Annotated in this window: 24 protein-coding genes; 12 read left to right on the forward strand and 12 right to left on the reverse strand. The window is 70.7% G+C overall.

Annotation, left to right across the window (positions count from 1 at the left end; all coding sequences use genetic code 11):
- Window positions 1-17 precede the first annotated feature (17 nt).
- Window positions 18-725 carry an NAD(P)H-hydrate epimerase gene (locus tag FS532_RS08950; RefSeq protein ID WP_144752954.1) on the forward strand — a complete coding sequence of 236 codons (708 nt, stop codon included), beginning with the start codon at window positions 18-20 and terminating at the stop codon, window positions 723-725.
- Between the two features lie 11 nt (window positions 726-736).
- Here FS532_RS08950 and FS532_RS08955 read toward each other — a convergent pair whose 3' ends face one another.
- Window positions 737-1,879, reverse strand: a complete 1,143-nt coding sequence (locus tag FS532_RS08955) for a glycerol dehydrogenase (protein WP_144752957.1) — start codon at window positions 1,877-1,879, stop codon at window positions 737-739.
- A gap of 91 nt (window positions 1,880-1,970) precedes the next feature.
- Here FS532_RS08955 and ypfJ point away from each other — a divergent pair, with 91 nt between their 5' ends.
- On the forward strand, window positions 1,971-2,873 hold the full coding sequence (gene ypfJ, locus FS532_RS08960) for a KPN_02809 family neutral zinc metallopeptidase (RefSeq protein ID WP_144752960.1): 903 nt from the start codon (window positions 1,971-1,973) through the stop codon (window positions 2,871-2,873).
- Between the two features lie 9 nt (window positions 2,874-2,882).
- Here the strand turns inward: ypfJ and FS532_RS08965 are convergent, their stop codons facing one another.
- Window positions 2,883-3,815, reverse strand: coding sequence for a DsbA family protein (locus FS532_RS08965; RefSeq protein WP_144752963.1), 933 nt, complete (start codon window positions 3,813-3,815; stop codon window positions 2,883-2,885).
- A 240-nt stretch (window positions 3,816-4,055) separates the two neighbouring features.
- Between FS532_RS08965 and FS532_RS08970 the strand changes: the two genes are divergently transcribed.
- Both FS532_RS08970 and FS532_RS08975 read left to right on the forward strand, forming a co-directional pair.
- Complete coding sequence (locus FS532_RS08970; protein ID WP_097181149.1) at window positions 4,056-5,156, forward strand: ABC transporter ATP-binding protein; 1,101 nt, start codon at window positions 4,056-4,058, stop codon at window positions 5,154-5,156.
- Between the two features lie 91 nt (window positions 5,157-5,247).
- Window positions 5,248-6,555 (forward strand): DUF4032 domain-containing protein, encoded by a 1,308-nt coding sequence (locus FS532_RS08975; RefSeq protein WP_144752966.1) that lies wholly within the window; start codon window positions 5,248-5,250, stop codon window positions 6,553-6,555.
- Window positions 6,556-6,864: 309 nt separating this feature from the next.
- Here FS532_RS08975 and rlmB read toward each other — a convergent pair whose 3' ends face one another.
- The 4 genes from rlmB to FS532_RS08995 are packed head-to-tail and all read right to left on the reverse strand — an operon-like array spanning window position 6,865 to window position 11,044.
- Window positions 6,865-7,875 carry a 23S rRNA (guanosine(2251)-2'-O)-methyltransferase RlmB gene (gene rlmB / locus FS532_RS08980; protein ID WP_144752969.1) on the reverse strand — a complete coding sequence of 337 codons (1,011 nt, stop codon included), beginning with the start codon at window positions 7,873-7,875 and terminating at the stop codon, window positions 6,865-6,867.
- A gap of 28 nt (window positions 7,876-7,903) precedes the next feature.
- A complete protein-coding gene (cysS, locus tag FS532_RS08985) occupies window positions 7,904-9,313 on the reverse strand; it encodes a cysteine--tRNA ligase (protein WP_144752972.1) in 1,410 nt (469 codons plus the stop codon).
- A 17-nt stretch (window positions 9,314-9,330) separates the two neighbouring features.
- The gene (gene ispF / locus FS532_RS08990; RefSeq protein ID WP_144752975.1) at window positions 9,331-10,512 is read right to left on the reverse strand and encodes a 2-C-methyl-D-erythritol 2,4-cyclodiphosphate synthase; all 1,182 of its coding nucleotides are present in this window, start codon (window positions 10,510-10,512) and stop codon (window positions 9,331-9,333) included.
- Between the two features lie 49 nt (window positions 10,513-10,561).
- The gene (locus FS532_RS08995; RefSeq protein WP_017888066.1) at window positions 10,562-11,044 is read right to left on the reverse strand and encodes a CarD family transcriptional regulator; all 483 of its coding nucleotides are present in this window, start codon (window positions 11,042-11,044) and stop codon (window positions 10,562-10,564) included.
- A gap of 158 nt (window positions 11,045-11,202) precedes the next feature.
- Between FS532_RS08995 and FS532_RS09000 the strand changes: the two genes are divergently transcribed.
- Window positions 11,203-11,712, forward strand: a complete 510-nt coding sequence (locus tag FS532_RS09000; RefSeq protein ID WP_144752978.1) for a DNA modification methylase — start codon at window positions 11,203-11,205, stop codon at window positions 11,710-11,712.
- A 129-nt stretch (window positions 11,713-11,841) separates the two neighbouring features.
- Here the strand turns inward: FS532_RS09000 and FS532_RS09005 are convergent, their stop codons facing one another.
- Both FS532_RS09005 and FS532_RS09010 read right to left on the reverse strand, forming a co-directional pair.
- Window positions 11,842-12,522 (reverse strand): response regulator transcription factor, encoded by a 681-nt coding sequence (locus FS532_RS09005; RefSeq protein WP_022906624.1) that lies wholly within the window; start codon window positions 12,520-12,522, stop codon window positions 11,842-11,844.
- Window positions 12,519-13,685 carry a sensor histidine kinase gene (locus tag FS532_RS09010; RefSeq protein ID WP_144752981.1) on the reverse strand — a complete coding sequence of 389 codons (1,167 nt, stop codon included), beginning with the start codon at window positions 13,683-13,685 and terminating at the stop codon, window positions 12,519-12,521. Before FS532_RS09010 ends, FS532_RS09005 begins: the two co-directional genes overlap by 4 nt.
- Window positions 13,686-13,841: 156 nt before the next feature.
- Here FS532_RS09010 and phoU point away from each other — a divergent pair, with 156 nt between their 5' ends.
- Window positions 13,842-14,510: a phosphate signaling complex protein PhoU gene (phoU, locus tag FS532_RS09015; protein WP_097181155.1), complete on the forward strand. Its 669-nt coding sequence runs from the start codon at window positions 13,842-13,844 to the stop codon at window positions 14,508-14,510.
- A gap of 46 nt (window positions 14,511-14,556) precedes the next feature.
- Window positions 14,557-15,105, forward strand: coding sequence for an AAA family ATPase (locus FS532_RS09020; RefSeq protein WP_144752984.1), 549 nt, complete (start codon window positions 14,557-14,559; stop codon window positions 15,103-15,105).
- Between the two features lie 186 nt (window positions 15,106-15,291).
- Here the strand turns inward: FS532_RS09020 and FS532_RS09025 are convergent, their stop codons facing one another.
- Complete coding sequence (locus FS532_RS09025; protein WP_144752987.1) at window positions 15,292-16,038, reverse strand: phosphoglyceromutase; 747 nt, start codon at window positions 16,036-16,038, stop codon at window positions 15,292-15,294.
- A gap of 56 nt (window positions 16,039-16,094) precedes the next feature.
- On the opposite strand from FS532_RS09025, the gene FS532_RS09030 reads away from it, so the two are divergent.
- Window positions 16,095-16,868: a class I SAM-dependent methyltransferase gene (locus FS532_RS09030; protein WP_144752990.1), complete on the forward strand. Its 774-nt coding sequence runs from the start codon at window positions 16,095-16,097 to the stop codon at window positions 16,866-16,868.
- A gap of 163 nt (window positions 16,869-17,031) precedes the next feature.
- Here FS532_RS09030 and ygfZ read toward each other — a convergent pair whose 3' ends face one another.
- From ygfZ to FS532_RS09045, 3 genes are all read right to left on the reverse strand, one after another.
- Window positions 17,032-18,099: a CAF17-like 4Fe-4S cluster assembly/insertion protein YgfZ gene (gene ygfZ, locus FS532_RS09035; protein ID WP_144752994.1), complete on the reverse strand. Its 1,068-nt coding sequence runs from the start codon at window positions 18,097-18,099 to the stop codon at window positions 17,032-17,034.
- Window positions 18,099-18,701 (reverse strand): FABP family protein, encoded by a 603-nt coding sequence (locus FS532_RS09040; protein WP_079237258.1) that lies wholly within the window; start codon window positions 18,699-18,701, stop codon window positions 18,099-18,101. The genes ygfZ and FS532_RS09040 overlap by 1 nt, the downstream gene beginning before the upstream one ends.
- 217 nt (window positions 18,702-18,918) lie before the next feature.
- On the reverse strand, window positions 18,919-19,200 hold the full coding sequence (locus tag FS532_RS09045; protein WP_144752996.1) for a hypothetical protein: 282 nt from the start codon (window positions 19,198-19,200) through the stop codon (window positions 18,919-18,921).
- A gap of 163 nt (window positions 19,201-19,363) precedes the next feature.
- Here FS532_RS09045 and FS532_RS09050 point away from each other — a divergent pair, with 163 nt between their 5' ends.
- From FS532_RS09050 to FS532_RS09065, 4 genes are all read left to right on the forward strand, one after another.
- Window positions 19,364-20,047, forward strand: coding sequence for a response regulator transcription factor (locus tag FS532_RS09050; RefSeq protein ID WP_079237260.1), 684 nt, complete (start codon window positions 19,364-19,366; stop codon window positions 20,045-20,047).
- On the forward strand, window positions 20,047-20,868 hold the full coding sequence (mshD, locus tag FS532_RS09055) for a mycothiol synthase (RefSeq protein WP_144753000.1): 822 nt from the start codon (window positions 20,047-20,049) through the stop codon (window positions 20,866-20,868). The genes FS532_RS09050 and mshD overlap by 1 nt, the downstream gene beginning before the upstream one ends.
- Before the next feature lie 95 nt (window positions 20,869-20,963).
- Window positions 20,964-23,129, forward strand: coding sequence for an RNA degradosome polyphosphate kinase (locus FS532_RS09060; protein WP_079237264.1), 2,166 nt, complete (start codon window positions 20,964-20,966; stop codon window positions 23,127-23,129).
- A complete protein-coding gene (locus tag FS532_RS09065; protein ID WP_144753003.1) occupies window positions 23,126-24,073 on the forward strand; it encodes an NUDIX hydrolase in 948 nt (315 codons plus the stop codon). The genes FS532_RS09060 and FS532_RS09065 overlap by 4 nt, the downstream gene beginning before the upstream one ends.
- Window positions 24,074-24,212: the final 139 nt, after the last annotated feature.

Genomic DNA, 24,212 nt, shown 5'->3' on the forward strand with positions numbered 1-24,212 from the left:
CGGGGCACTGTGGTCCCATGGACGGCTACGGCGGCGATCAGATCCGGGCGGCGGAACGGCCGCACCTCGACGCGGGCGAACCCCTCATGCAGCGCGCGGCCGACGGACTGGCGCGGATCGTCGGCGGCCTGCTCGACGACCCGGCCGTGCGGCCGGGTGACGGACCGGGGTCGGTCCTCCTGCTGGTGGGCAGCGGCGACAACGGCGGGGACGCCCTGTTCGCGGGTGCTCGCCTCGCATCGGCCGGGAGGCACGTGGCGGTCCTGCGGGTCGGCTCACGCATCCACGAGGCGGGCCTGGCAGCGGCGCTGGACGCCGGGGCGCGCCTCCTGGACGACCCCACCGGCCCTGCCGGGCCGGCGGCCGTCACGACCGCCGCCGCGCTCGAGGCGGACCTCGTCCTCGACGGGATCCTCGGGATCGGCGTGCACGGGCCCGCGGCCCTCCGCTCCCCCGCACGCGAGGTCGTCGACGCGATCCGCGAACTCGCTCGTGACCAGCGCGCGCCGTTCGTCGTCGCGGTGGACGTCCCGAGCGGCATCGACGTGGACACCGGCGGCATCGCCGACGACCACGTCCTGCACGCCGACGTCACGGTCACCTTCGGCGGGGTGAAGGCCGGCCTCCTGATGGGGCCGGCCGCCACCCTCGCCGGACGGATCGAGCTGGTGGACGTCGGGATCGGCGAGGACCTGGCGCGGGCGGAGCCGCTCGTCCGCACCTGACCCCGATCCGATCAGTGGTGCTGGTAGAGCACCGGCTCGGGCAGACCGTGCTCGGCGCGGATGCTCCGGGAGATGCCCTCGATCGCGACGAGCGCGTCCACGACGAGCTCCGGCGTGACCGGGAAGGGCATGTTGTGGATGGTCTCGCCCTCGACGGTCGCGGCCTCGGCCACGGCGCGCAGTTCCTTCGTGTCATCGACGGTCAGGCCGATCTCGGTCAGGGTGTTCGGCAGGCCGACCTTGGTGGTGAAGACGACGAAGTCCTCGATCTCCTCGGCCGGTGCACCCTCGAGCACGAGCTGCGCGATCGTCCCGACGTTGACCTTCTGCCCGTGGGCGAGGCCGTGCGCCTGCGGTGCCGCGGTCAGCCCGTTGTGGATGGCGTGCGCGGCGGCGAGGCCACCCGACTCGAACCCGAGGCCGGAGAGCAGCGTGTTCGCCTCGACGACCTTCTCGAGCGCGGGGGTGACGACCTTCGCCTTGACCGCCTCGATGGCCTGCAGGGCGTTCTCGTGCAGCAGCTTCCAGGACAGCTCGGCGAGCGCGACACCGGTCTCGGTCTGCAGTCCGCCGGCCATGGTGTCCGCGTGCGCGCGCTTGGCGGCACGAGCCTCGACCCAGGTGGCGAGCGCGTCGCCGATGCCCGCGACGAGGAACTGCACGGGGGCGTTCGCGACGAGCTTCGTGTCGATGAGGACGAGGTCCGGGTTGTGCGGGAAGAAGCGGTACTCGATGAACTCGCCCTCCTCGGAGTAGACGACCGCGAGCGCCGAGGTCGGGGCGTCGGTGCTCGCCGCCGTCGGGACGCTCGCCCACCGGATGCCCGCCAGGTGGCCCGAGGCCTTCGCCGCGTCGATGGCCGAACCACCGCCGAGGCCGACGATCACGTCCGCCTCGGTCTCGCCGATCTTCGTCACGAGGTCGTCGATGGCCTGCGGCGTCGCGAACCGTCCGAACCCGACCCGCTCGACCGGCAGCCCGGCCGCGTCGAAGCTCGTCCGGACGGCCGACTCGACGATCCCCCAGACGACGTCGTCGGCGACGATGAGCGGGCGCTTCCCGATCGGTGCGACGAACTCGCCGACGCGGGTGATCGCGTCCTTGCCCTGGACGTAACGGGCGGGGCTCATCACGGTGCTGATGGGGGTGGCCATGGTGTGGTTCCTTCCGGGTTGTACGACATGTGTCGGGATCACCGACGTTCCCGACGGTACGCGGGACCCCTCCGAGCCGTACATTCGGGGCATGACGTTCAACGAGGACTCGCAGCTCAAGGGCGGGAAGGTCAAGCGGCGCGGTCGCACCGCCGCGGTCGCGGGCGGCGGTGTCGTCGGTGTCGGCGCGATCGTCGTACTGCTCCTCAACGTCTTCACGGGCGGCGACCTCGATCTCGGCGCCCTCCTCGGCGACGGTGCCGGGACGACGCAGATCCAGCAGCAGGGCGAGACCGTCGACGCGGCGAGCGAGTGCCGGACCGGCCGGGACGCCAACCTCAAGGTGGAGTGCCGGATGGAGGGCGCCGCCGAGTCGCTCGACGGGTACTGGACGTCCGAGGCCGGCAAGCTCGGGATCTCCTACACCTCGCCCGGGTTCGTGCTCTTCAGCGGGTCGACCGACACCGGGTGCGGACAGGCCTCGGCGGCGACCGGGCCGTTCTACTGCCCGCCGGACCGCGCGATCTACCTCGACACCGCGTTCTACGACGACCTGCAGTCGAAGTACGGGTCCTCCGGGGGTCCGCTCGCCCAGATGTACGTCGTGGCGCACGAGTGGGGCCACCACGTCCAGCAGCTGCAGGGTGCCTTCGCCAGCACGGACCGCTCGGGCACCGGCGCATCGTCGGGCAGCGTCCGCGTGGAGCTGCAGGCGGACTGCTACGCGGGCGCCTGGGTCGGCGACGCCGCGAACACGAAGGACGCGAACGGGGAGACGTTCTTCGAGCCGATCACCCGCTCGGAGATCAACGACGCACTGTCCGCCGCGAGTGCGGTCGGCGACGACAGCATCCAGCAGAAGTCGAGCGGCCGGGTCGACCCGGACTCGTTCACGCACGGGTCGAGCGAGCAGCGGCAGAACTGGTTCATGCGCGGCTACCAGCGGGGTGCGACCTCGTGCGACACGTTCAGCGTCCCGGGGTCGTCCCTCTAGCCACCCCGATCAGCTGGAAGGCGTCGCGCTCGGGGTCGGGGTCCCGGTCGGCGTGGCGCTCGGGGTCGGCGTCGGGGTGGACTCGGTCGCCCCCGCCGCCGTCACCACGAAGGTGCGGAAGTCGTCGTTCGTGATCGGTGACGTGAGCTCGTAGCGCTGCCCGTTCACGAGCACGAGCGGCACACCCGGGAACTCCCCCGACGACGAACCCGGCACGTCGCCACCGACGACCGAAGTCGTGCGCTCGTCGACCCACTTGCTGAACGTCTGGTCCTCGATGCACTTCGTGATCGCCGAACGCTGCTGCAGGCCGTCGACACCGGTGACGACCCGGGTGAGCTGGGCATCCGTCAGCCCCGCCGTGCCCTGCTCGGGCTGCTTCGCGAACAGGGCGGCGTTCACCGCGAAGAACTGGTTCGGCGAGTGGTCGGCGACGCAGGCGGCGGCGTTCGCCGCCCGGAGCGAGTACTTCGTGCCCTGCGAGCGGTTCGACAGCGTCGCGACGGGGTGGATGTCCACCGTGGCCGCACCGGAGTCGACGAGGCTCTCGATGTAGTCGCCGTTGGCCTTCTCGAACTGGCCGCACGTCGGGCAGAGGTAGTCGATGTACATGGTGATGCGGACCGCACCCGAGCCGTCGGTGGCGGTCGGTGCCGGCGACTGGGACGACGCGGTGACGGCCTTGAGGTCCTGCCCGATCGTGATCCCGCCCTGGGACATGTTCGACGGGCCCGGTCCGGCGGGCTTCACGGAGTCGACGAGGACGAGCGTCACGATCGTCGCGGCGGCCAGCAGCACGACGCCGAGGCCGATCTGCAGGCCGAGCCGGAAGCCACGCTGGCGTCGCTTCTGCTGGGTGCGGGCTCGCTGGGCACGCTGCCGCGCTGCTTCGCGTCGTTCGTTCCGCTCGGCGCGGGAGTCACCCTCGGGGCGGTTGGTCATGCGTCCTGGTCCTCACTTGGTCGTCGTCCGCACGGCCTTCCCCGCTCGGCGGACGGACCCGCCGATCGTAGCGGGGCCCGATGGGAACCACCCAACCAGGTGGGAACACTGGCGCACCCGGCGGAGATCGTGTTGTATGAACCTCGATGGTCGACGGCGACCATCCGGGGCCCGCACGGGCAACCGCTTCACTCGGATCGTCCGGCACGTACCTGCCGGTGAAGGAAGGACCGAACGCTCATGGCGTCCGTCACCTATGACAAGGCAACCCGTCTCTACCCCGGAGGCAACCGTCCCGCGGTCGACTCCCTCGACCTGGACGTCGCCGACGGCGAGTTCCTCGTCCTCGTCGGCCCGTCGGGCTGCGGCAAGTCCACCTCGCTGCGCATGCTGGCCGGCCTCGAAGAGGTCAACTCCGGCGCCATCCGCATCGGCGACCGCGACGTCACCGACGTCCCGCCGAAGGACCGCGACATCGCGATGGTGTTCCAGAACTACGCGCTGTACCCGCACATGACCGTCGCCGAGAACATGGGCTTCGCGCTCAAGATCGCCGGCGTCGGCAAGGAAGAGCGCGCCACCCGCGTGCAGGAGGCAGCGAAGCTCCTCGACCTCGAGCAGTACCTCGGCCGCAAGCCGAAGGCCCTCTCGGGTGGTCAGCGTCAGCGCGTCGCGATGGGCCGTGCGATCGTCCGTCAGCCGCAGGTGTTCCTCATGGACGAGCCGCTGTCGAACCTCGACGCCAAGCTCCGCGTCCAGACCCGCACCCAGATCGCCTCGCTGCAGCGTCGTCTCGGCGTCACCACGGTCTACGTCACGCACGACCAGACCGAGGCGCTGACCATGGGTGACCGCATCGCGGTGCTCAAGGACGGCATCCTGCAGCAGGTCGGCTCGCCGCGTGACCTGTACGAGAAGCCGAACAACGTCTTCGTCGCGGGCTTCATCGGCTCGCCGGCGATGAACCTGCTCCCGGCCGACGTGGTCGAGGGCGGCATCAAGTTCGGCTCGCTGAACCACCCGATCGACCGCGACACGCTCTCCAACGCGCGCTCCGGGAACATCACGGTCGGCATCCGCCCCGAGGACGTCGTCGTGGCGCAGTCGGGCGAGGGCCTGCCGGTCACGGTCGACGTGGTCGAGGAACTCGGCGCCGACGGCTACCTCTACGGTCACGCCGACGTCAAGGGCTCGCGCGTCGACATCGTCGCCCGCGTCGACGGTCGCTCGCACCCCTCGATCGGCGACACCATCGTGGTGACGCCGAAGCAGGGTCACGTGCACGCCTTCGACACCGAGTCGGGCGAACGCCTCGACGACAAGGCCGTGGTCAGCGCGTAACGCTGGAAGACCACCAACAGGAGGCGCGGTGCCAGCTGGCACCGCGCCTCCCGTCCGTCCCACCGTTCGCACGCACCCAGAGGAACCCATCGTGACCGACTCGATGTCCATCACCGCAGCCTCGGTCGATCCCGGCCTCCTCGACCTCCCGTGGGACCTGCCGCTCGCCGACTGGCCGGACGACACGATCGTCGCGCTGCCGAAGGGCATCTCGCGGCACCTCGTCCGGTTCGTGCACCTCAGCGGCTACGTCGCCGCCGTGAAGGAGACTGGCGAGGAGATCGCTCGGTCCGAGTACGAGATGCTCCGCACGCTGCAGCGCATGGACGTGCCGTGCGTCGACCCCGTCGCCGTCATCACCGGCCGGGTCAGTGCGGACGGCGAGCCGCTGCACCCCGTCCTCGTCACGCGGCACCTGCGGTTCTCGCTGCCGTACCGTGCGCTGTACTCGCAGACGCTCCGTCCGGAGACCGCGACGCGCCTCGTCGACGCCCTCGCACTGCTGCTGGTCCGTCTGCACGTGATCGGCTTCTACTGGGGTGACGTCTCGCTGTCGAACACCCTGTTCCGGCGCGACGCGGGCTCGTTCGCGGCGTACCTCGTCGACGCGGAGACCGGCAAGCTCTACCCGGGCGGTCTCTCGAACGGGCAGCGGGAGAACGACCTCGAGGTCGCCCGCGTGAACATCGCCGGGGAGCTCCTCGACCTCGAGGCCGGCGGGCGACTCGACGAGAACGCCGACGCCGTGGACGTCTCGAACCGGATCGTCGCGCAGTACCGGACGCTCTGGAAGGAACTGACGGGCACCGAGCAGTTCGACATCAAGGAGCGCTGGCGGATCAACGACCGCGTCGAACGACTCAACGCGCTCGGCTTCGACATCGAGGAGCTCTCGATCCACACGACCGAGGGTGGCTCGCAGGTGCGGATCCAGCCGAAGGTCGTCGACGCCGGCCACCACCAGCGCCGTCTGCTGCGGCTGACCGGCCTCGACGCCGGCGAGAACCAGGCGCGGCGTCTGCTCAACGACCTCGACTCGTACCGAGCGCGCAACGGCCGCGACCAGCTCGACGAGGAGATGGTGGCGCACGAGTGGGTCTCACGCGTGTTCGAACCGGTCATCCGGTCGATCCCGCGGGACCTCCGGGGCCGGCTCGAACCCGCCGAGGTCTTCCACGAGCTGCTCGAGCACCGCTGGTTCATGTCCCAGGAGGAAGAGCGCTCGGTGTCGCTCCCCGAGGCCACGACGGCGTACATCAACGACGTGCTGCGGCACCGTCGCGACGAGCGGCTGCTGATCAACCCGCCGACGTCGTCCATGACGCTGCCGATCCCCGTCGTCGACGACGCTGCGCCGGCGTCACCCGACGACGTCGAGGACTGGCGCGCCACCGTCTGACGCGCGCTCTCGATCGCGTCCGTTCCTTCCCAGAACGACCGCGATGGAACGTGGAAACGGGCGTACCTGGTCGGAACGAACGACCGGGTACGCCCGATTCGACCAGGCACGCCCGGTTCCGGCAGGCGGTCGCGGTGAGCGTCGCCGGCCTGGAGGCGCGGGTCGGGTCGCCAGCGCAGGCCTACCCCGTGACTCCCCCGCGCCGAGTCCGTTCCTTCCCAGAACGACCGCGATGGAACGAGGAAACGGGCGTACCTGGTCGGAACGAACGACCAGGCACGCCCGATTCGACCAGGCGGAGTGTGCGGGCTACTCGGCGCGACGGCGCCGGGCGACCTCCCACAGGGTGACGCTCGCGGCGATGCCCGCGTTGAGGGACTCCGTCGCGCTCGAGATCGGGATCGACACGATCGCGTCGCAGGTCTCGGTGACGAGGCGCGACAGGCCCTTGCCCTCCGAACCGACGACGATCACGATCGGACGGTCGGCGAGCTCGAGGCCGTCGAGCTCCACGTCGCCGTCACCGTCGAGGCCGAGCACGAACAGCCCCATCGACTTGAGGGACTTCAGGGTCTGGGTCAGGTTCGGGGCCATCGCGACTGGGGTGCGCGCAGCGGCACCGGCACTGGTCTTCCACGCGGACGCCGTCACGCCGACGGAGCGACGCTGCGGGACGATGACGCCGTGCCCGCCGAAGGCCGCCGTGGAGCGGATGATCGCACCGAGGTTGCGCGGGTCGGTGATGCCGTCGAGTGCGACGACCAGCGGCACCTCGTCCTTGGCGAAGGCGCGCTCGACGAGGTCCTCGGCCACGGCGTACTCGTACGCCGGCACCTTGAGCGCGACACCCTGGTGCACGCTGTCGTGCCCCGTGATGCGGTCGAGCTCCGGACGCATGATCTCCATGATCGGCACGCCGCGGTGGTTGGCGAGCGCCAGGATCTCCTTGACGCGGTCGTCGACCTCGATGCGGGCGGCGACGTACAGCGTCGTGGAGGGGGTCTTCGTGCGCAGGGCCTCGAGCACCGAGTTGCGGCCGGTGACCAGCTCGGAGTCGTCCGTCTTCCGCTGCGGCGGACGGCCGGTGCGCTGCTGCGGCGAGCTCGACGCACCGTGACGGCCACGAGCGTTCTCGTAGCGCTCCTTGGCGGCCTTGCGCTTGCCTGCCGGGTGGTACGGGCGGTCCTCGGCCTTCGGGGTCGGCTTGCGACCCTCGAGCGCCTGGGCGCCCTGACCGCCGGAGCCGACCTGCTTGTTGCCCTTGCGGCCGGAGCGGACGGCGCCGGGCCGGCCCTTCTTGCTCCCCGAGACGTTCTTCATTGCTCTCTCCTGTCCGGCACTGCCGTTGTCAGGCGATGCTCCAGCGTGTACCAGCTGCGGTGTCTTCGATGGTGATGCCCGCGGATGCGAGATCGTCGCGCACACGGTCGGCCGTGGCGAAGTCGCGTGCCGCCCTGGCGTCGGAACGCTCCTGCACGAGGCGTTCGACGAGGGCTGCGAGTGGTGCGGCCGATGCGTCGTGGCCGCCGCCGGACCAGTGGTCGGCCCGCGGGTCGATGCCGAGCACCTCGACCATCGCGGCCACCTGATGGTACGCGGTTCCGACCGCTTCCGCATCGTCGGTGTCCAGGGCGGCGTTCCCCGCGCGGACGGTCTCGTGCAGCACGGCGAGCGCCTGGGGCACCGAGAGGTCGTCGTCCATGGCTCCCGCGAAGGCGTCGGGCACCCCCGGAGCGTCGGTCAGTGAGACCCCCTCGAGCCGGGTCTGGGCACGTGCGAGGAAGCCGGCGATCCGGTCGAGCGCCGCCTCGGCCTCGGCGAGGGAGCCGTCGTGGTGGTCGATCGTGGAGCGGTAGTGGGCGGCGCCGAGGGCGTACCGGACGACGATGGGCCGGGCGGAGCCGAGCATGTCCGCGGCGAAGACCGAGTTGCCGAGCGACTTCGACATCTTCTGCCCGTCGACCGAGACCAGGCCGTTGTGCAGCCAGTACGAAGCGAACGGGTCCCCCGCGGCGGTCGACTGCGCGAGTTCGTTCTCGTGGTGGGGGAAGCGGAGGTCGAGTCCACCGCCGTGGATGTCGAACGCCGGTCCGAGGTAGCGCCGGGACATCGCCGAGCACTCGATGTGCCAGCCCGGACGGCCGGGGCCCCAGGGCGAGTCCCAGTTCGCGGTCGACGGCTCACCGGGCTTGGCGCCCTTCCAGAGCGCGAAGTCGCGAGGATCGCGCTTGCCGCGGGGGTCGGCGTCGGCGGCCTCGACCATGTCCTCACGCCGCTGGTGGGTCAACGCGCCGTACGAGTCCCAGCTGCCGGTGTCGAAGTAGACGTCGCCGGAGCCGTCGGCCGCCGCGTAGGCGTGGCCGCGCTCGATCAGCCGCTCGATGATGTCGTGCATCTGCGGCACGCTGGCGGTCGCGCGCGGCTCGTAGGTCGGGGGCAGGATGCCGAGCGCGGTGTACGCCGCGGTGAACTCGAGCTCGACGCGGTACGCGCGCGCGAACCACTCCTCGTCGGTGCCGGCGGCCAGGTCGAGCACCTTGTCGTCGATGTCGGTGACGTTCCGCACGAGCGTGACCCGGTACCCGCGGTGGCTCAGCCAGCGGCGCCAGACGTCGTAGACGAGCGCGGAGCGGAGGTGACCGATGTGCGGCGACGACTGCACCGTCGGCCCGCAGACGTACATGCTCACGTGTCCGTCGACCAGCGGGACGAGGTCGACGACGGCAGCGGCGCGGGAGTCGTAGAGGCGAACGGTCACGCCCCAAGCCTAGGACGTCAGGACGCCCGGACGACGGCTGTTGCGATCGCGGCGAGCCCTTCACCGCGGCCGGTGAAGCCGAGGCCGTCGGTCGTCGTGCCGGAGACGGCGACCGGAGCCCCGACGACGGCCGCGAGGGCGTCCTGCATCTCGGTCCGGCGGGCACCGATCCGCGGGCGGTTGCCGATCACCTGCACGGTGACGGACACCGGGACCATGCCCGCTTCAGCGAGGAGACCGACCGCGCCCCGGACGAAGACGTCGCCAGCCGCACCGGCGTACGCGGGGTCCGACGTACCGAACGTCCCGCCGATGTCGCCGAGGCCGCCCGCCGAGAGCAGGGCGTCGCACACCGCGTGCGCGACGGCGTCCCCGTCGCTGTGGCCGGAGAGACCGGCCTCGCCCGGGAAGTCGAGCAGCCCGACCCGGCACGGAGCGGCCTCGTCGAAGGCGTGCACGTCGACGCCGAGGCCGACCCGGGTGTCCGCCGGAGCGGGGGATCCGGACCGCGCGCGGACGATCGACTCCGCCCGTCCGAGGTCCCACGGGGTGGTGATCTTGAAGGCGTCGGCGTCGCCCGGGACGGAGCGCACCGTGCCGCCCGCCGCCTGGAACACCCCCGCATCGTCGGTCTCGGACTGCGACGACACCGCGTACGCCTGCCGGAGCGCGGCGAGCGGGAAACCCTGAGGCGTCTGCACCCCGACGAGTGCCGCACGGTCGACGGTCTCGACGACGACGTCACCGTCGACGCGTTTGACGGTGTCCGTGACGGGCAGCGCCGGGACGAACCCGGCAGGCGACCCGTCGGCGAGCGACTCGGCGACCGCATCGAAGACCCGGTCGAACTGCACCGTCGGCGTCAGGCACCGAGCGGCGTCGTGCACCAGGACCGAGGTGACGGAGTCCGGCAGGGCTGCCAGGCCGGCCTCGACCGAGCCGTGGCGATCCGTGCCTCCCGGCACCACCGCCGTGTACGCGACCGCAGCCCCGGCGACCGAGGCGACCACCTGTCGACAGTCGTCGAGCAACGCAGCGGGCGCGACCACGACGACGAGCGTCGGCGACGCCAGGGCGAACAGCGGCTCGAGCGCCCGCGCGAGCATGAGCGTGCCGGCCACGGGGACGAACGCCTTCGCCGTGCCGATGCCCAGTCGTGTGCCGGACCCGGCCGCAACGACGACGACCGCCCTGTCCACCCCTTCGGGGAACAGAACGGTCGAGGTCGTGTTCAGTGGTTCGGTGCGCTCAGGAGGCGAGGACCTCGTCGAGGACGGTCGATGCCTTGTCCTCGTCGGTCTTCTCGGCCAGCGCCAGCTCGGAGATGAGGATCTGCCGCGCCTTGGCGAGCATCCGCTTCTCCCCCGCGGAGAGCCCGCGGTCCTGGTCGCGACGCCAGAGGTCGCGGACGACCTCGGACACCTTGATGACGTCACCCGACGCGAGCTTCTCGAGGTTCGCCTTGTACCGCCGGGACCAGTTCGTGGGCTCCTCGGTGAACGGAGCACGCAGGACCTCGAACACCTTGTCGAGTCCCTCCTTGCCGATCACGTCGCGGACACCGACCAGGTCGACGTTGTCCGCCGGCACCTCGATCGTCAGGTCACCCTGGGTGACCCGCAGCTTCAGGTAGACCTTTTCCTCGCCCTTGATGACGCGCGTCTTCACTTCAGAGATGGTTGCCGCCCCGTGATGGGGGTAGACCACGGTCTCGCCGACCTCGAATTGCATGTATCAGGCTCCGTTCCGAGACACCCAGTTTACCACAAGCAGTTTTCGGGTAAGGGGCACCTAACACCTGGCACCCCCGCCGATCGGTAGGATGGTCGTCGGACCGTCCGGTCCACATCGTGATCTTCCGGAGGAATCTCTTGCGAGCTCGGGTACTCGTGTCCGTCGCCGTTGCGGCAACCATCGCGCTCGGCGCCACCGGCTGCGAGTTCATGTCGCCCGCACAGACCACGGAGATCAAGCAGATCACCGACGGTGTGAACGTGTCGACGGGCAAGATCGACGTCCGCAACGCGCTGCTCATCTCCGACGACGGCGAGGGCGCCCGCTTCATCGGCACGCTCGTGAACAACGACGAGTCGGACGACATCACCGTGTCCGTCGAGATCGGCGGCGACACCGAGACCGTCGAGGTCCCGGCCAGCGGCCACGTCGACCTCGCCAACGACGCCAAGCACGACACGCTCGACTTCGACGGTGCAGACGCCAAGCCCGGCGCGCTCGTCAAGGTCTACTTCTCCTACTCGGGCGCCGAGGGCGTCTCCGCCAGCGTGCCGGTGCTCACCAGCTCGCAGGAGGAGTACGCGACGCTCGCGCCCACCGCGACGCCGACGTCGGAGGTCACCCTCCCGGCCGAGTCGCCGACGGACGTCCCGATCAACCCGTAGGTACCAGCCGCTTCAGACTGGAGGCCCGGTGCGAGTCCCATGGACTCGCACCGGGCCTCCAGTCGGTTGCGCTGCGCGCGGGGCGCGACGCGTGTGCACGGCGCGACCCGCAGGCTGCGGCCCGGCGCGTCAGCCCTCGATGCGGTAGCCGAGCCCCCGGACGGTCACGAGGATCTCCGGAGCGCTCGGGACGCGCTCGATCTTCGACCGGATGCGCTTGATGTGCACGTCGAGCGTCTTCGTGTCACCGAAGTAGTCCGACCCCCAGACCCGGTCGATGAGCTGCCCGCGGGTGAGCACGCGCCCGGCGTTCCGGAGGAGCAGCTCGAGGAGCTCGAACTCCTTGAGTGGCATCGGCGTCTCGGAGCCGTCCACCGCGACCGTGTGCCGCTCGACGTCCATCCGGATGCCGCCCACCTGCAGGATCCCGCTGTCCGCCGGGTCGTCCTCGGTCCGACGACGGAGCACGGCACGGATGCGCGCCAGGAGCTCGCGGGTCGAGTACGGCTTCGTCACGTAGTCGTCGGCGCCGAGCTCCAGCCCGACGACGATGTCCACCTCGGAGTCCTTCGCCGTCAGCATGATGATCGGGATGTTCGAGCGGGTCCGGATCTGCCGGCAGACCTCCGTGCCGGACAGCCCCGGCAGCATCAGGTCGAGCAGCACCAGGTCGGGGTTCTCCGCGTCGAACTTCGACAGCGCGGTCACGCCGTCCGCAGCGACGGAGGTGTCGTACCCCTCGCGCTGCAGCAGGAACTCCAGGGGCTCGCTCAGGGCCGGCTCGTCGTCGACGATGAGGATCTTGGTCACGATTGCTGCTCTTCCAGTTGCTCTTCGAGTGCTGTGGTCAGTTCGGTGTCCGCCTCGGGGAGACGGATGGTGAAGGTCGAGCCCTTGCCGGGTTGCGACCACACGCGGACGTCGCCGCCGTGGTTGCCCACCACGTGCTTGACGATCGCGAGGCCCAGCCCGGTGCCGCCGGTGGCACGGGAGCGGGCGGGGTCGACGCGGTAGAAGCGTTCGAACACCCGGTCGAGGTCGGCCTCGGGGATGCCGACGCCCTGGTCGGTGACGGCGATCTCGACGAAGCCCTTGGCGGACCGGACGCCCACGCCGACGCGGGTGCCGTCCGGGGAGTACTTCACCGCGTTCGCGATGAGGTTCGACACCGCGATCTGCAGCAGCCCGGGGTCACCCATCACGCGGAGCTTCGACTTCTTCGCCCGCACCAGCTCGATGTCCCGTGCCCGGGCGACGATCTCGTTCGCGTCGACCGCGGCCTGCACGATGCGGTCGATCGACGTCTCCTCGCTGTTCTCGAGCGCGTCGACGGACTGCAGGCGGGAGAGCTCGATGATGTCCTTCGTCAGCGCCGCCAGCCGCTCGGACTCGGTGACGAGCTGCGCCGCGAACTTCCGCACGTGCTGGGGTTCGTCCGCCGCGGCGACGAGGGTCTCGGACAACAGGCCGATGGCGCCGATCGGGGTCTTCAGCTCGTGCGAGATGTTCGCGACGAAGTCCCGTCGGACCTCGTCGATGCGCTTGCTCTCGGTGAGGTCGTCCGCGGTGACGAGGACGTACCGGTTGCCGAGCTGCGCGGCCCGGAAGCTCAGGTAACCGATCTGGTCACTGCCCCGCCCGCGGGGCAGCTCGAGGTCCTCAGCCCCCATCTCGCCGCTCTTGCGCACCCGGTCGACGAGGTCGGCGAGCTCCCGGTGCACGAGCTTCCGCCGCACCACGAGCCCCACCGTCAGCGCCTGCGGGGACGCGGCCACGACGGTGTTCGACGGGTCGACCACCACGGCCGGGTTGTGCATCGTGGCGATGACCGCGGCGACGCCGTCCGGCAGGGTGCGCTCGGCGACGTCTGCTGCACGAGCCGTGCGCTCGGCGGTGATGATCAGCACCACGACGCCCGCGCCGAAGACCCCGCCGAGGAGCATCGACAGTGGCACGAGCCACGCGTTGTCCATGCCGTCAGTGTAGGGATGGTCACGCGGGGTTCGGACCCCGTTCACCCCCGTCCGGGGCGATCCCGCCGGAGGATCGCGAAGCGTTCAACCGCACGTCACCGTTCGTTCACCTGACCTGACAACACTCGACCGGTACGCAGAGAGAGGTACTCCCCCATGCGCGAAGTCTTCCAGCAGGAACTCCAGGACGTCCAGGAGCGACTGACCGAGATCGCCGGGCTCGTCGAGTCCGCCATCACCCGGGCCACGCAGGCCTTCAGCGACTCCGACGTCGCCCTCGCCGAGGAGGTGATCGCCGACGACGCCAAGATCGACGAGGCGGCGAACAGCCTCGACGAGATCGCCATCGACATCCTGGCCCGCCAGGCGCCGGTTGCCCGCGACCTCCGCGTCGTCGTCACCGCACTCCGTGTCAGCTCCTCGCTCGAGCGCATGGGCGACATGGCCGAGCACATCGCGCAGCTCGCCCGCCAGCGCTTCCCCGAGAAGGTCGTGCCGAAGGGTCTGCGCGGCACCTTCAAGAAGATGGGTGCGCACGACGTCGCGATGGCGCAGAAGCTCACCCGCCTGCTCGCCACCGAGGACATCACGCTCTCGGCCGAGATCCGCGACGAGGACGACGCCGTCGACGAGCTGCACGCCAGCGTCTTCGACTTCGTGCTCGGCGAGACGTGGAAGGGCAACCCGATCGACACCGTCGACGCGACCCTGGCCTCCCGGTACCACGAGCGCTTCGCGGACCACGCGGTGTCGATCGCCAAGAAGGTCGAGTACCTGGCGACGGGCGACTGGACGGGCGCGTCCACCACGACCGCGGCGGTCTGACCCGGCTCGGGCCGCTCGGTCCGTTCCCGTCTGGGAGGATCGTGGCATGGCTCAGGTCGCGATCATCGTCAACGGCATGCCCGGTTCCGGCAAGAGCACGATCGGTGCGGCCCTCGCCGAGGTGCTCGGCTGCCCGTTCCTGTCGAAGGACCGGATCAAGGAGCCCCTCGCCGACATCGTCGGACCGATGATCGCCTCGCGTCCGCTCGGCGGCATCGCGATGGAGACGATGTGGTCGATGGCGCGGGCCGTGGAGAACGGGGTCGTCCTCGACGCCGTCTGGCTGCCGTCGCGCGACCGTGACCTCCTGGAGGCAGGGCTCGCCTCCGCAGGGTCGCCGCGCGTCGTCGAGGTGTGGTGCCACGTCGACCGGGCCACCGCCGAGGAGCGGCTGCGCGATCGGTACGAGCCGGGCACGCTGCCGGTGCGACACGAGGTCCACGGGGACCTCCCCGACATCCTGGCGTTCTGGGACGAGCACGGGGCGACCGCGGAACCGATCGGCCTGCCCGGGACCGCGGTCGTGCGGGTGGACACCACGAAGCCCTACGACGTCGGCGCCCTGGTGCAGGAGATCGCTTCGCACTTCGTGTGACGCACCGCGGCTCGAGAAGCCGACCACCCCGCCGAAGCGACACTTCGTCGATGCGGTGATCCGTTCCTCCCGGCAGAGCGACAGGAGTCGGCGGAACGCTCGCGGCAGACTGTCGCCTTCGCGAACCCGGGCCCGACGCACGAACGCCCCGCCTGGTGACCAGGCGGGGCGTTCGTCGGTTCGGGCCTACTTCTTGGCGCCCTGCGCGGCCACGGCGGCGGCACCGGCAGCGGCAGCTTCGGGGTCGAGGTAGTACGAGGGCTTCGTCGGGCGGAACTCGTCGTCGAGCTCGTACACCAGCGGGATGCCCGTCGGGATGTTCAGGCCGGCGATGTCGTCGTCGGAGATCCCGTCGAGGTGCTTCACGAGCGCCCGCAGCGAGTTGCCGTGCGCCGTGACGAGGACGGTCTTGCCCGCGCCGAGGTCCTTCGTGATGTCCGACTCCCAGTACGGCAGCAGACGGTCGATCACGAGCTTGAGCGACTCCGTGCGGGGCAGCTCGTCGCCGAGGTCGGCGTAGCGGCGGTCCCCGAACTGCGACCACTCGGCGTCGTCGGCGATCGGGGGCGGCGGCACGTCGAACGAACGGCGCCACTCCATGAACTGCTGCTCGCCGTACTGCTCGAGCGTCTGGGCCTTGTCCTTGCCCTGCAGGTCGCCGTAGTGGCGCTCGTTGAGACGCCAGTCGCGCTTCACCGGCAGCCAGGCGAGGTCCGCCTCGAGCAGGGCGATGTCCGCCGTCTGGATCGCGCGGGTGAGCAGCGACGTGTACAGGACGTCCGGAACGATGCCCGACTCGCTGATGAGCTCGCCGGCGCGCTTCGCCTCCTTCTCGCCCAACTCGCTGAGTCGGACGTCGACCCAACCGGTGAACAGGTTCTTCTGGTTCCAGTCACTGTTGCCGTGACGGAGCAGGACGAGCGTGGAGGTCATGCCCCGAGTCTACCGAGCGCCGTCCGGTGCGTCCCTGGCCCCGTAGCCTTGTCGTCATGCCCATCGGGAACGTGACGCGCGGGACGACCGGGTACAACCGGCTCCGTCGTGTCGACCGGTGGATCGCCACGCTCCCCGTGCTCCGACGGACCGACGACCCACTCGTGGCCGACGTCGGCTACGGGGCCTCCCCGACCACGACGCTCGAGCTCCGGGACCGGCTGGCGGGGGTGCGACCGGACGTCGAGGTCACCGGGATCGAGATCGAACCGGCCCGGGTGGCGCTCGCGAACGCCGGCACCCGCGACGGTGTGACGTTCCGGCTCGGCGGCTTCGAGACCCCGACGCCCGGGAACCGCCGACCCGCCGTCATCCGGGCGTTCAACGTGCTGCGGCAGTACGACGAGTCCGAGGTCGAGGGCGCCTGGCGGATCATGCAGGACCGACTGCAGCCCGGCGGTGCGCTCGTCGAGGGGACCTGCAACGAGGTCGGGCGGGTGGCGTCCTGGGTGACGCTCGACGACCAGGCGCCGCAGACCTTCACGGTGTCGCTGCGGCTCGCCGGGCTCGACCTGCCGTCGATCGTCGCGGAACGACTGCCCAAGGCCCTCATCCACCGGAACGTCCCCGGCGAGCGGGTGCACGCGTTCCTGCGCGACCTCGACCTGGCGTGGGCGGTCGCGGCGCCGCTCGGCACGTACGGGCCGCGGCAGCGGTGGATCGCGGCGGTCCGGGGCATGCGCGACCGGGGCTGGCCGGTGCTGCACGGGGTGACACGGTGGCGCCTCGGCGAGCTCAGCGTCCCGTGGGCCGCGGTCGCCCCGGCCTGACCGGCGCGCCTCGCGGCTCACGAGCACGCGGCGCCCGTTGAGGCGGGCCGGCGCATGACGCATCGCGCCCTCTGACGGACATTGCGCCCCGCTGCAACGGGGCGCAATGTCCGTTGCGGGGCGCGATCGACCGGCGGGTCGGCGGCGGTGGGCCGCGGCTGCGCTACGAGCGGCGGACGGCCCCGAGCCGTGGCAGGCGCGGCACGTTCGCGGTCGCCCCGGCGCCGGGCGGCACGATGACCTCCTGCGTCGCGGCCACGACCACGTCGTCGGCGGTCAGGGTCAGCGTGGCCGTCGGGTCGAGGGAGCGCTTCACGACCGCGAGGCCGATCGGCCCGAGCTCGTGGTGCAGCCCCGACGCCGAGAGCCGCCCCACTTCCTTGTCGTCGAGCACGACGGGCGTCCCCGGTGCCGGGAGCACACCGTCCGACCCGTCCAGGTGCAGCAGCACGACACGGCGCGGCGGGTGCCCGAGGTTGTGGACCTTGGCGACCGTCTCCTGCCCCCGGTAGCAGCCCTTGGTCAGGTGCACGGCGGAGCGGAGCCAGTCGAGTTCGTGCGGGATCGTGCGCTCGTCGACGTCGGAGAGCGACGGACGCCAGGCGGCGATGCGCAGTGCCTCGTAGGCGAGGAGTCCCGCGGCGGGCACGTCCGACGCGGCGATCTCGGCCGCGGTGCCGGGGGTGACCACGGCGATGCGGAGGGTCCAGTCGGAGCCGGGGTGGGCCTCCAGGTCGGCGTAGCCCCATCCGCCGGGCGTGACGGACGCCCACGGGTCGACCCACTCGACGACCGTGTCGTCGGCGAGTACCGCCGAGCCGAAGCGACCGATCGTCGCGAAGTCCGCCGACCGGTCGGCGACCTCGACCCGCAGCATGAAGCGCATCGAATCGAGCCAGGCCGCGAGCGGTGCCGCGTCAGCGGGCTCGGTCAGGAGCCACGCGACCGAACCGTCGTCGACGACGCGGGCGGCGTGCTCGACGCGACCCGACTGGTCGAGCACGAGCGTCTCGGTGCTCACACCCGTGCCGAGGCCGAGCAGCAGCTGCGACGTGATCGAGTTCAGCCACGACAGGCGGTCCGGCCCCGACACCGTGACGACGCCCAGGCCGAGCTCGACGACGGCGCGGCCGCGTGCGAGCAGGCGCTGTTCGCCGAGCGGGTTCCCGAAGTGGGCGGCGGGACCGGCATCGGTCCCGACGAAGCCGTCACGGCCGGCGAACGCCGACATCAGTCGACCTTCGCGAGCTGCCCCGAGGCGTGCGAGGTGAGCTCCTTGCCGAGCGCTGCGATGTCCCACGCCCAGAAGAGCTTGCCCTCGACCAAGCCGTACAGCCGGGTCGCCGCGGAGTAGTCCTTCGCGTTCGGCGAGCGCATCACGGCGTCCGTCGCGAGGTCGATCCGGCCCTTGCGGACCCGACCCACGTAGAGCTCGTTGACGCCCGTCGGGTGGATGATCGCCGCTTCGACGTCGAAGCCGTCCGTGGTGTTGCGCAGCGCCTCGACGCTCTCGACCGTGCTGAACGGTGTCGGCCCCTCGCCGAGGAGCATCGCCGGACCGCGGTCACCGGGCTCGGAAGGACGATCGATCCGCCAGTACCCCATCTCGGCCGCGAGCGGGGTGTGCTCGTCGTCGAGCAGCCACGTCGTGGACGAGTAGTTCAGGTAGGGCAGGCCGTCGTGACTGAAGCTCACGCGCTGGCCGAACTCGTAGTTCCGGGGTTCCTCTTCGTCGCCCACGGGGTACTCGACCACGCCGGTGCCCTCCCAGACGCCGACGAGCCAGGACAGGGGGACGAGTTCGGGGGCGAGGCCCTCGGGCAGTTCGATCAACGCTGACCCTTGAACAGCTTCACGACGACGGTCACCGAGACGAACGCGATCGCGAGCGACGCCAGGCCGAGGAGGCCGACGTAGAAGAGCTCGAGCGCAAGCAGCGAATCCATGGTGCGAGTCTACGCGGCACGCCTGACGGCGCCAGGCGAGTGGCGGCGCGTCACCGCGCCAGGCGAGTGGCGGCGCGTCACCGCGCCAGGCGAGTGGCGGCGCGTCACCGCGCCAGGAGCACGACCGCGGTGACGAGCACGACGACGAACGCCCCGGACGACGCGATGCTGATCCGCTCGACGAGTCCGTCCTTCGTCGCCGTGATGAGCTGCAGCACGAAGCTGACGAGCACGCAGAGCACGAAGACGAGCAGGAGCCAGGCGTACGAGTCCTTCTCCGTCAGGGTGAGGACGAGCACGGCACCGACGATCGCGAGCAGCCACACCGGCAGCACGGACGTCAGTCGGAGGCGACGTTGATCGGTGGGCGGCACGGGCTCGGTCACGCGCCCCATCATGACAGAGCGGTCCAGCGCGGGCGTGGCCCCGACCGTCCGGCGGGCTCGGTCCCGACCGTGCGGCGGTCGTCATCCCGACCGTCCGGTCGGGAGGGACACTTCCCGAGCATCACTAGGATGTGTGCACGACTCCCCCACCACTGGAGGTCCTGTGGCCCAGCTCCTGGTACTCACCTCAGCCGCGCCCGGCGACGTCCTGCCGAGCCTCGGACTGCTGAGCCACCGGATCCGCCACGTGCCCGCCGAGGCCGCACAGCTGGTCAACGCACCGCAGAGCGACCTGATGTTCGTGGACGCCCGCACGGACCTCGCGAGCGCCAAGGCCCTCTGCAAGATCCTCGCGACGAGCGGGTCGACGACGCCGATCATCCTGGTCGTCACCGAGGGCGGGCTCACCGCGGTGAACAGCGAGTGGAACGTCGAGGACGTCGTGCTCGAGACCGCCGGCCCCGCCGAGGTCGATGCCCGCATCCGCCTGACCGCCGGACGCGCGGTGAAGAACCAGACCGGGTCGAAGATCCAGGCGTCCGGTGTGGTCATCGACGAGGCGAGCTACTCGGCGAAGGTCCGCGGCCGGCCGCTCGACCTCACCTTCAAGGAGTTCGAGCTCCTCCGCTTCTTCGCCACGCACCCGTCGCGGGTCTTCACCCGCGAGCAGCTCCTCAGCGAGGTCTGGGGCTACGACTACTTCGGCGGCACCCGCACGGTCGACGTGCACGTGCGACGCCTGCGCGCCAAGCTCGGTGACCTCGAGTCCCTCATCGGCACCGTCCGCAACGTCGGGTACCGCTTCAACGTCTACGACGACGAGGCCGACCGGCTCTCGGCGCAGTAGTGGCCGTCGACCTGACGCGCTTCGCCGTTCCCGGCGAGGCGCCGCCGTTCTCGGACCAGACGCTGGTCGACGTGCGCGCTGGGCGCGCCACCGTCGTCGGGGACGAGCGCGGGGTCGCCGTGGTGCGCGACGGTGAGGTCGAACTCGCGGTCGGCCTGGAGGAACGGGGCCGCGGCCTCGGCACGGCCCTCGCCACGCAGGTGCTCGGCACGGGCGGCGGGGCCGCCCCCGTGGCCGGCCCGGCTCCTCGACTCGCGTGGGCGCACGGGGACCACCCCGCGGCGCGGGCGCTCGCGGCACGGTTCGGCTGGACGGCCGTCCGCACGCTCCTGCAGCTCCGCGCACCGATCGCCGCTGCCGCCCCGGACCCGGCGGTGCCGGACGGGTACTCCCTGTCGGCGTTCCGTGCCGGTGACCCCGGGGACGAGGCCGACTGGCTCGCCCTCAACGCGGCGGCGTTCGCGCACCACCCGGAGCAGGGCCGGATGACCCTCGAGGACCTCCGCGCCCGCGAGGCCGACGACTGGTTCTCCGGCGACGACCTCCTCCTGCTGCGCGACCCCGACGGGCAGCTCGCGGGGTCGTGCTGGCTCAAGGTCGAGGACGGGATCGGCGAGTTCTACGCCGTGGCCGTGCGCCCGGACCTGCAGGGGCAACGGATCGGCGGCGTGCTCATGCGTGCGGGGACGGCACGGCTGACCGGCCGCGGGCTCACCGCCGCGGCACTGTACGTCGAGGGCGACAACGAGCCCGCGCTGGCGCTGTACCGGCGGTCCGGGTTCGAGCAGCACGCGATCGACGTGCAGTACGCCGCGCCCTGAGCGACAGCTCTTCCACAGGAGGTCGTTCACCGCTCGTTTCCACAGCGTCCACGTGGGGCCCTCCGGGCGCAGGGACCGGGTGGCAGGATGTGGGGATGGACACCGAACCGCAGCTCGACGGCGAATCCGTCGCACCGGACCTGGACGACTTCGACGAGGTCGTCGAGATCGAGCACGAGTCGCTGCCCACCGACCGTTACTTCGACCGTGAGCTCAGCTGGCTCCGGTTCAACCAGCGCGTCCTCGAACTCGGTGAGGACCGCACGCAGCCCCTGCTCGAGCGTGCGAACTTCCTGGCGATCTTCGCGTCCAACCTCGACGAGTTCTTCATGGTCCGGGTCGCCGGGCTGAAGCGTCGCATCGACACCGGGATCGCCGTCCCCACGAACGTCGGCCGCGCGCCGCTCGACGTGCTGCGGGACATCGCGAAGAAGGCGCACGAGCTGCAGGACCGCCACGCGCAGGCCTTCATCGAGTCGCTCAAGCCCGACCTCGACGCCGCCGGCATCCACGTCGAGCACTGGTCCGACCTGGACGAAGCCGACCGGCTCCGGATGCGTGAGTACTTCAACGAGCAGATCTTCCCGGTGCTCATGCCGCTCGCGGTGGACCCGGCGCACCCGTTCCCGTACATCTCCGGGCTGTCGCTCAACCTCGCGGTGCGTGTCCGGAACCCGAAGTCGCAGCGGCAGGAGTTCGCACGCCTCAAGGTGCCGCAGAACTTCTCGCGGTTCATCAAGCTGCCGGACGACAACTCCGGGCGCCTGCGGTTCATCCCGCTCGAAGACCTCATCGCGAACCACCTCGACGACCTGTTCCCGGGGATGGAGGTCCTCGAGCACCACGTGTTCCGGGTCACCCGCAACGAGGACGTCGAGATCGAGGAGGACGAGGCCGAGAACCTCATCCAGGCCCTCGAGCGCGAGCTGCTCCGTCGTCGGTTCGGTCCGCCGATCCGCCTCGAGATCACCGAGGACATGGACCCGGTGACGCTCGACCTGCTCGTGCGCGAACTCGACATCACCGAGCAGGAGGTCTTCCGCCTGCCGTCGCCACTCGACCTCGGCGGCCTGTTCGAGATCGCGAAGATCAACCGCCCCGACCTGCACTACCCGAAGCACGTGCCGACGACGCCCGTGCAGTTCCAGCCGGGCGAGCCGAACACGAAGCCCGACCTCTTCCGCGCGATCGCGTCGAAGGACGTCCTCGTGCACCACCCGTACGAGTCCTTCGCGACGAGCGTCCAGGCGTTCCTCGAGCAGGCCGCGGCCGACCCGAACGTCCTCGCGATCAAGCAGACGCTGTACCGCACCTCCGGTGACAGCCCCATCGTCGAGGCCCTGATCGACGCCGCGGCCGCCGGCAAGCAGGTCCTGGCGCTCGTGGAGATCAAGGCGCGCTTCGACGAGCAGAACAACATCACGTGGGCCCGCAAGCTCGAGAAGGCCGGCGTGCACGTGGTCTACGGCCTGGTGGGCCTGAAGACGCACTCCAAGCTGGTGCTCGTGATCCGGCAGGAGGGCGGCACCCTCAAGCACTACAGCCACATCGGCACGGGCAACTACAACCCGAAGACCTCGCGCATCTACGAGGACATGGGCCTGTTCACGTCGGACGACACCGTGGGCAAGGACCTCACGCGGCTGTTCAACGAGCTGTCCGGGTACGCCATCGAGAAGAAGTTCAAGCGACTGCTCGTGGCGCCCCTGCACCTGCGGAAGGGCCTGCTCAAGCGGATCCAGACCGAGGCCGACAACGCCCGTGCGGGCAAGCCCTCCGGCATCCGCATCAAGGTCAACTCGATGGTGGACGAGCAGATCATCGACGCGCTCTACCTGGCGAGCCAGGCCGGCGTGCCGGTGGACGTCTGGGTGCGCGGCATCTGCTCCCTCAAGCCCGGCATGGAAGGCGTCAGCGACACCATCCGCGTGCGCAGCGTCGTCGGCCGGTACCTCGAGCACTCGCGTGCGTTCGCGTTCCACAACGACGGCGACCCGGCCGTGTTCATCGGCTCGGCGGACATGATGCACCGCAACCTCGACCGCCGCGTCGAGGCGCTCGTGCGGCTGTCCGACCCGGCCCACGTGAACGAGGTCCAGGACATGTTCGACCTCGCGATGGCCGACACGACGAGCTCGTGGCACCTCGAGTCGGACGGCGAGTGGACGCGTCGTTCGACCGATGACGACGGACGACCCCTCGACGACGTGCAGAATGTCCTCATGCGGAAGATCTCGGCTCGGAAGCGCTCCACTCGGTGAGCGGCGGCTCCTCAGGACCCGTCGTCGCAGCAGGTGCCGTCGTCTGGCGTGAACGGGACGGCGTGCCGCTCGTGCTGCTGATCCACCGCGACCACCACAAGGACGTCTCGTTCCCGAAGGGCAAGGTCGACCCGGGCGAGGGCGTCCCGACGGCAGCCGTACGGGAAATCGACGAGGAGACCGGCTACCGCGTGCACCTCGGCGCCCCGCTCGGCACCGCGGAGTACGTCCTGCCGAGCGGCCGCGACAAGGTCGTGCACTACTGGTCTGCCCGGGTGCCCTCGAAGGAGTACGAGCGTGCGGGCAAGTTCCGGCCCAACGACGAAGTCGCCTCGGTCGAGTGGGTCACCCTCGACGACGCCCGACACCGGCTGACGTACGACCGCGACGTCGCGATCCTCGACCGGTTCGCCGAACGCGTCGCCGCCGGGGAGCACCGCACGTTCGCCCTCATCGCGCTGCGGCACGCCAAGACGGTGCCCGGTTCGGACTGGAACGGCCCGGATGCCACCCGTCCACTCCTGCCGGTCGGCCGTACGCAGGCCAAGGCCGTCGCGTCGCCCGTCGCCGCCTTCGGCCCGAAGAAGATCATCAGCAGCACGGCGGCTCGGTGCCTCGCGACCGTCGAGCCGCTGTCCGACCGCACGCACCTCGGGGTCTCCAGCACCCCGGACATCAGCCAGGACGCCCACGACCGCGGTGCCGCCAACGTCAAGGGCGTCGTGCAGAAGCGCCTCGAGAAGGCGAAGTCGACCGTGCTGTGCTCGCACGGCCCCGTGCTGCCGGACATCATCGCCCGGATCGCCACCGCGACGGCCGACGACCGCGGGCGGTTCGACCTCCGCCGTGCCGCGATGCTCTCGGTCGGGGACTTCGCCGTGATGCACATCGCCGACGGTCGACTCGTCGCCGTGGAGACGCACCGCAACACCGTCTCGGCGTAGGCCGACCGCCGGGGGCGAGCCGCGCCTCCAGGCCGGGTGAACGCATGCGCATGCATGCGTCTGCGCAGCGCACGACGTTCCCGATCCTGCTCCCGTCCGCGCGCCCGCGCACGGCGCCCCGTCGGACACAACCCCTCGT

The organism is Curtobacterium pusillum (assembly GCF_007673235.1).
In the GTDB taxonomy this organism is placed as follows: domain Bacteria; phylum Actinomycetota; class Actinomycetes; order Actinomycetales; family Microbacteriaceae; genus Curtobacterium; species Curtobacterium pusillum_C.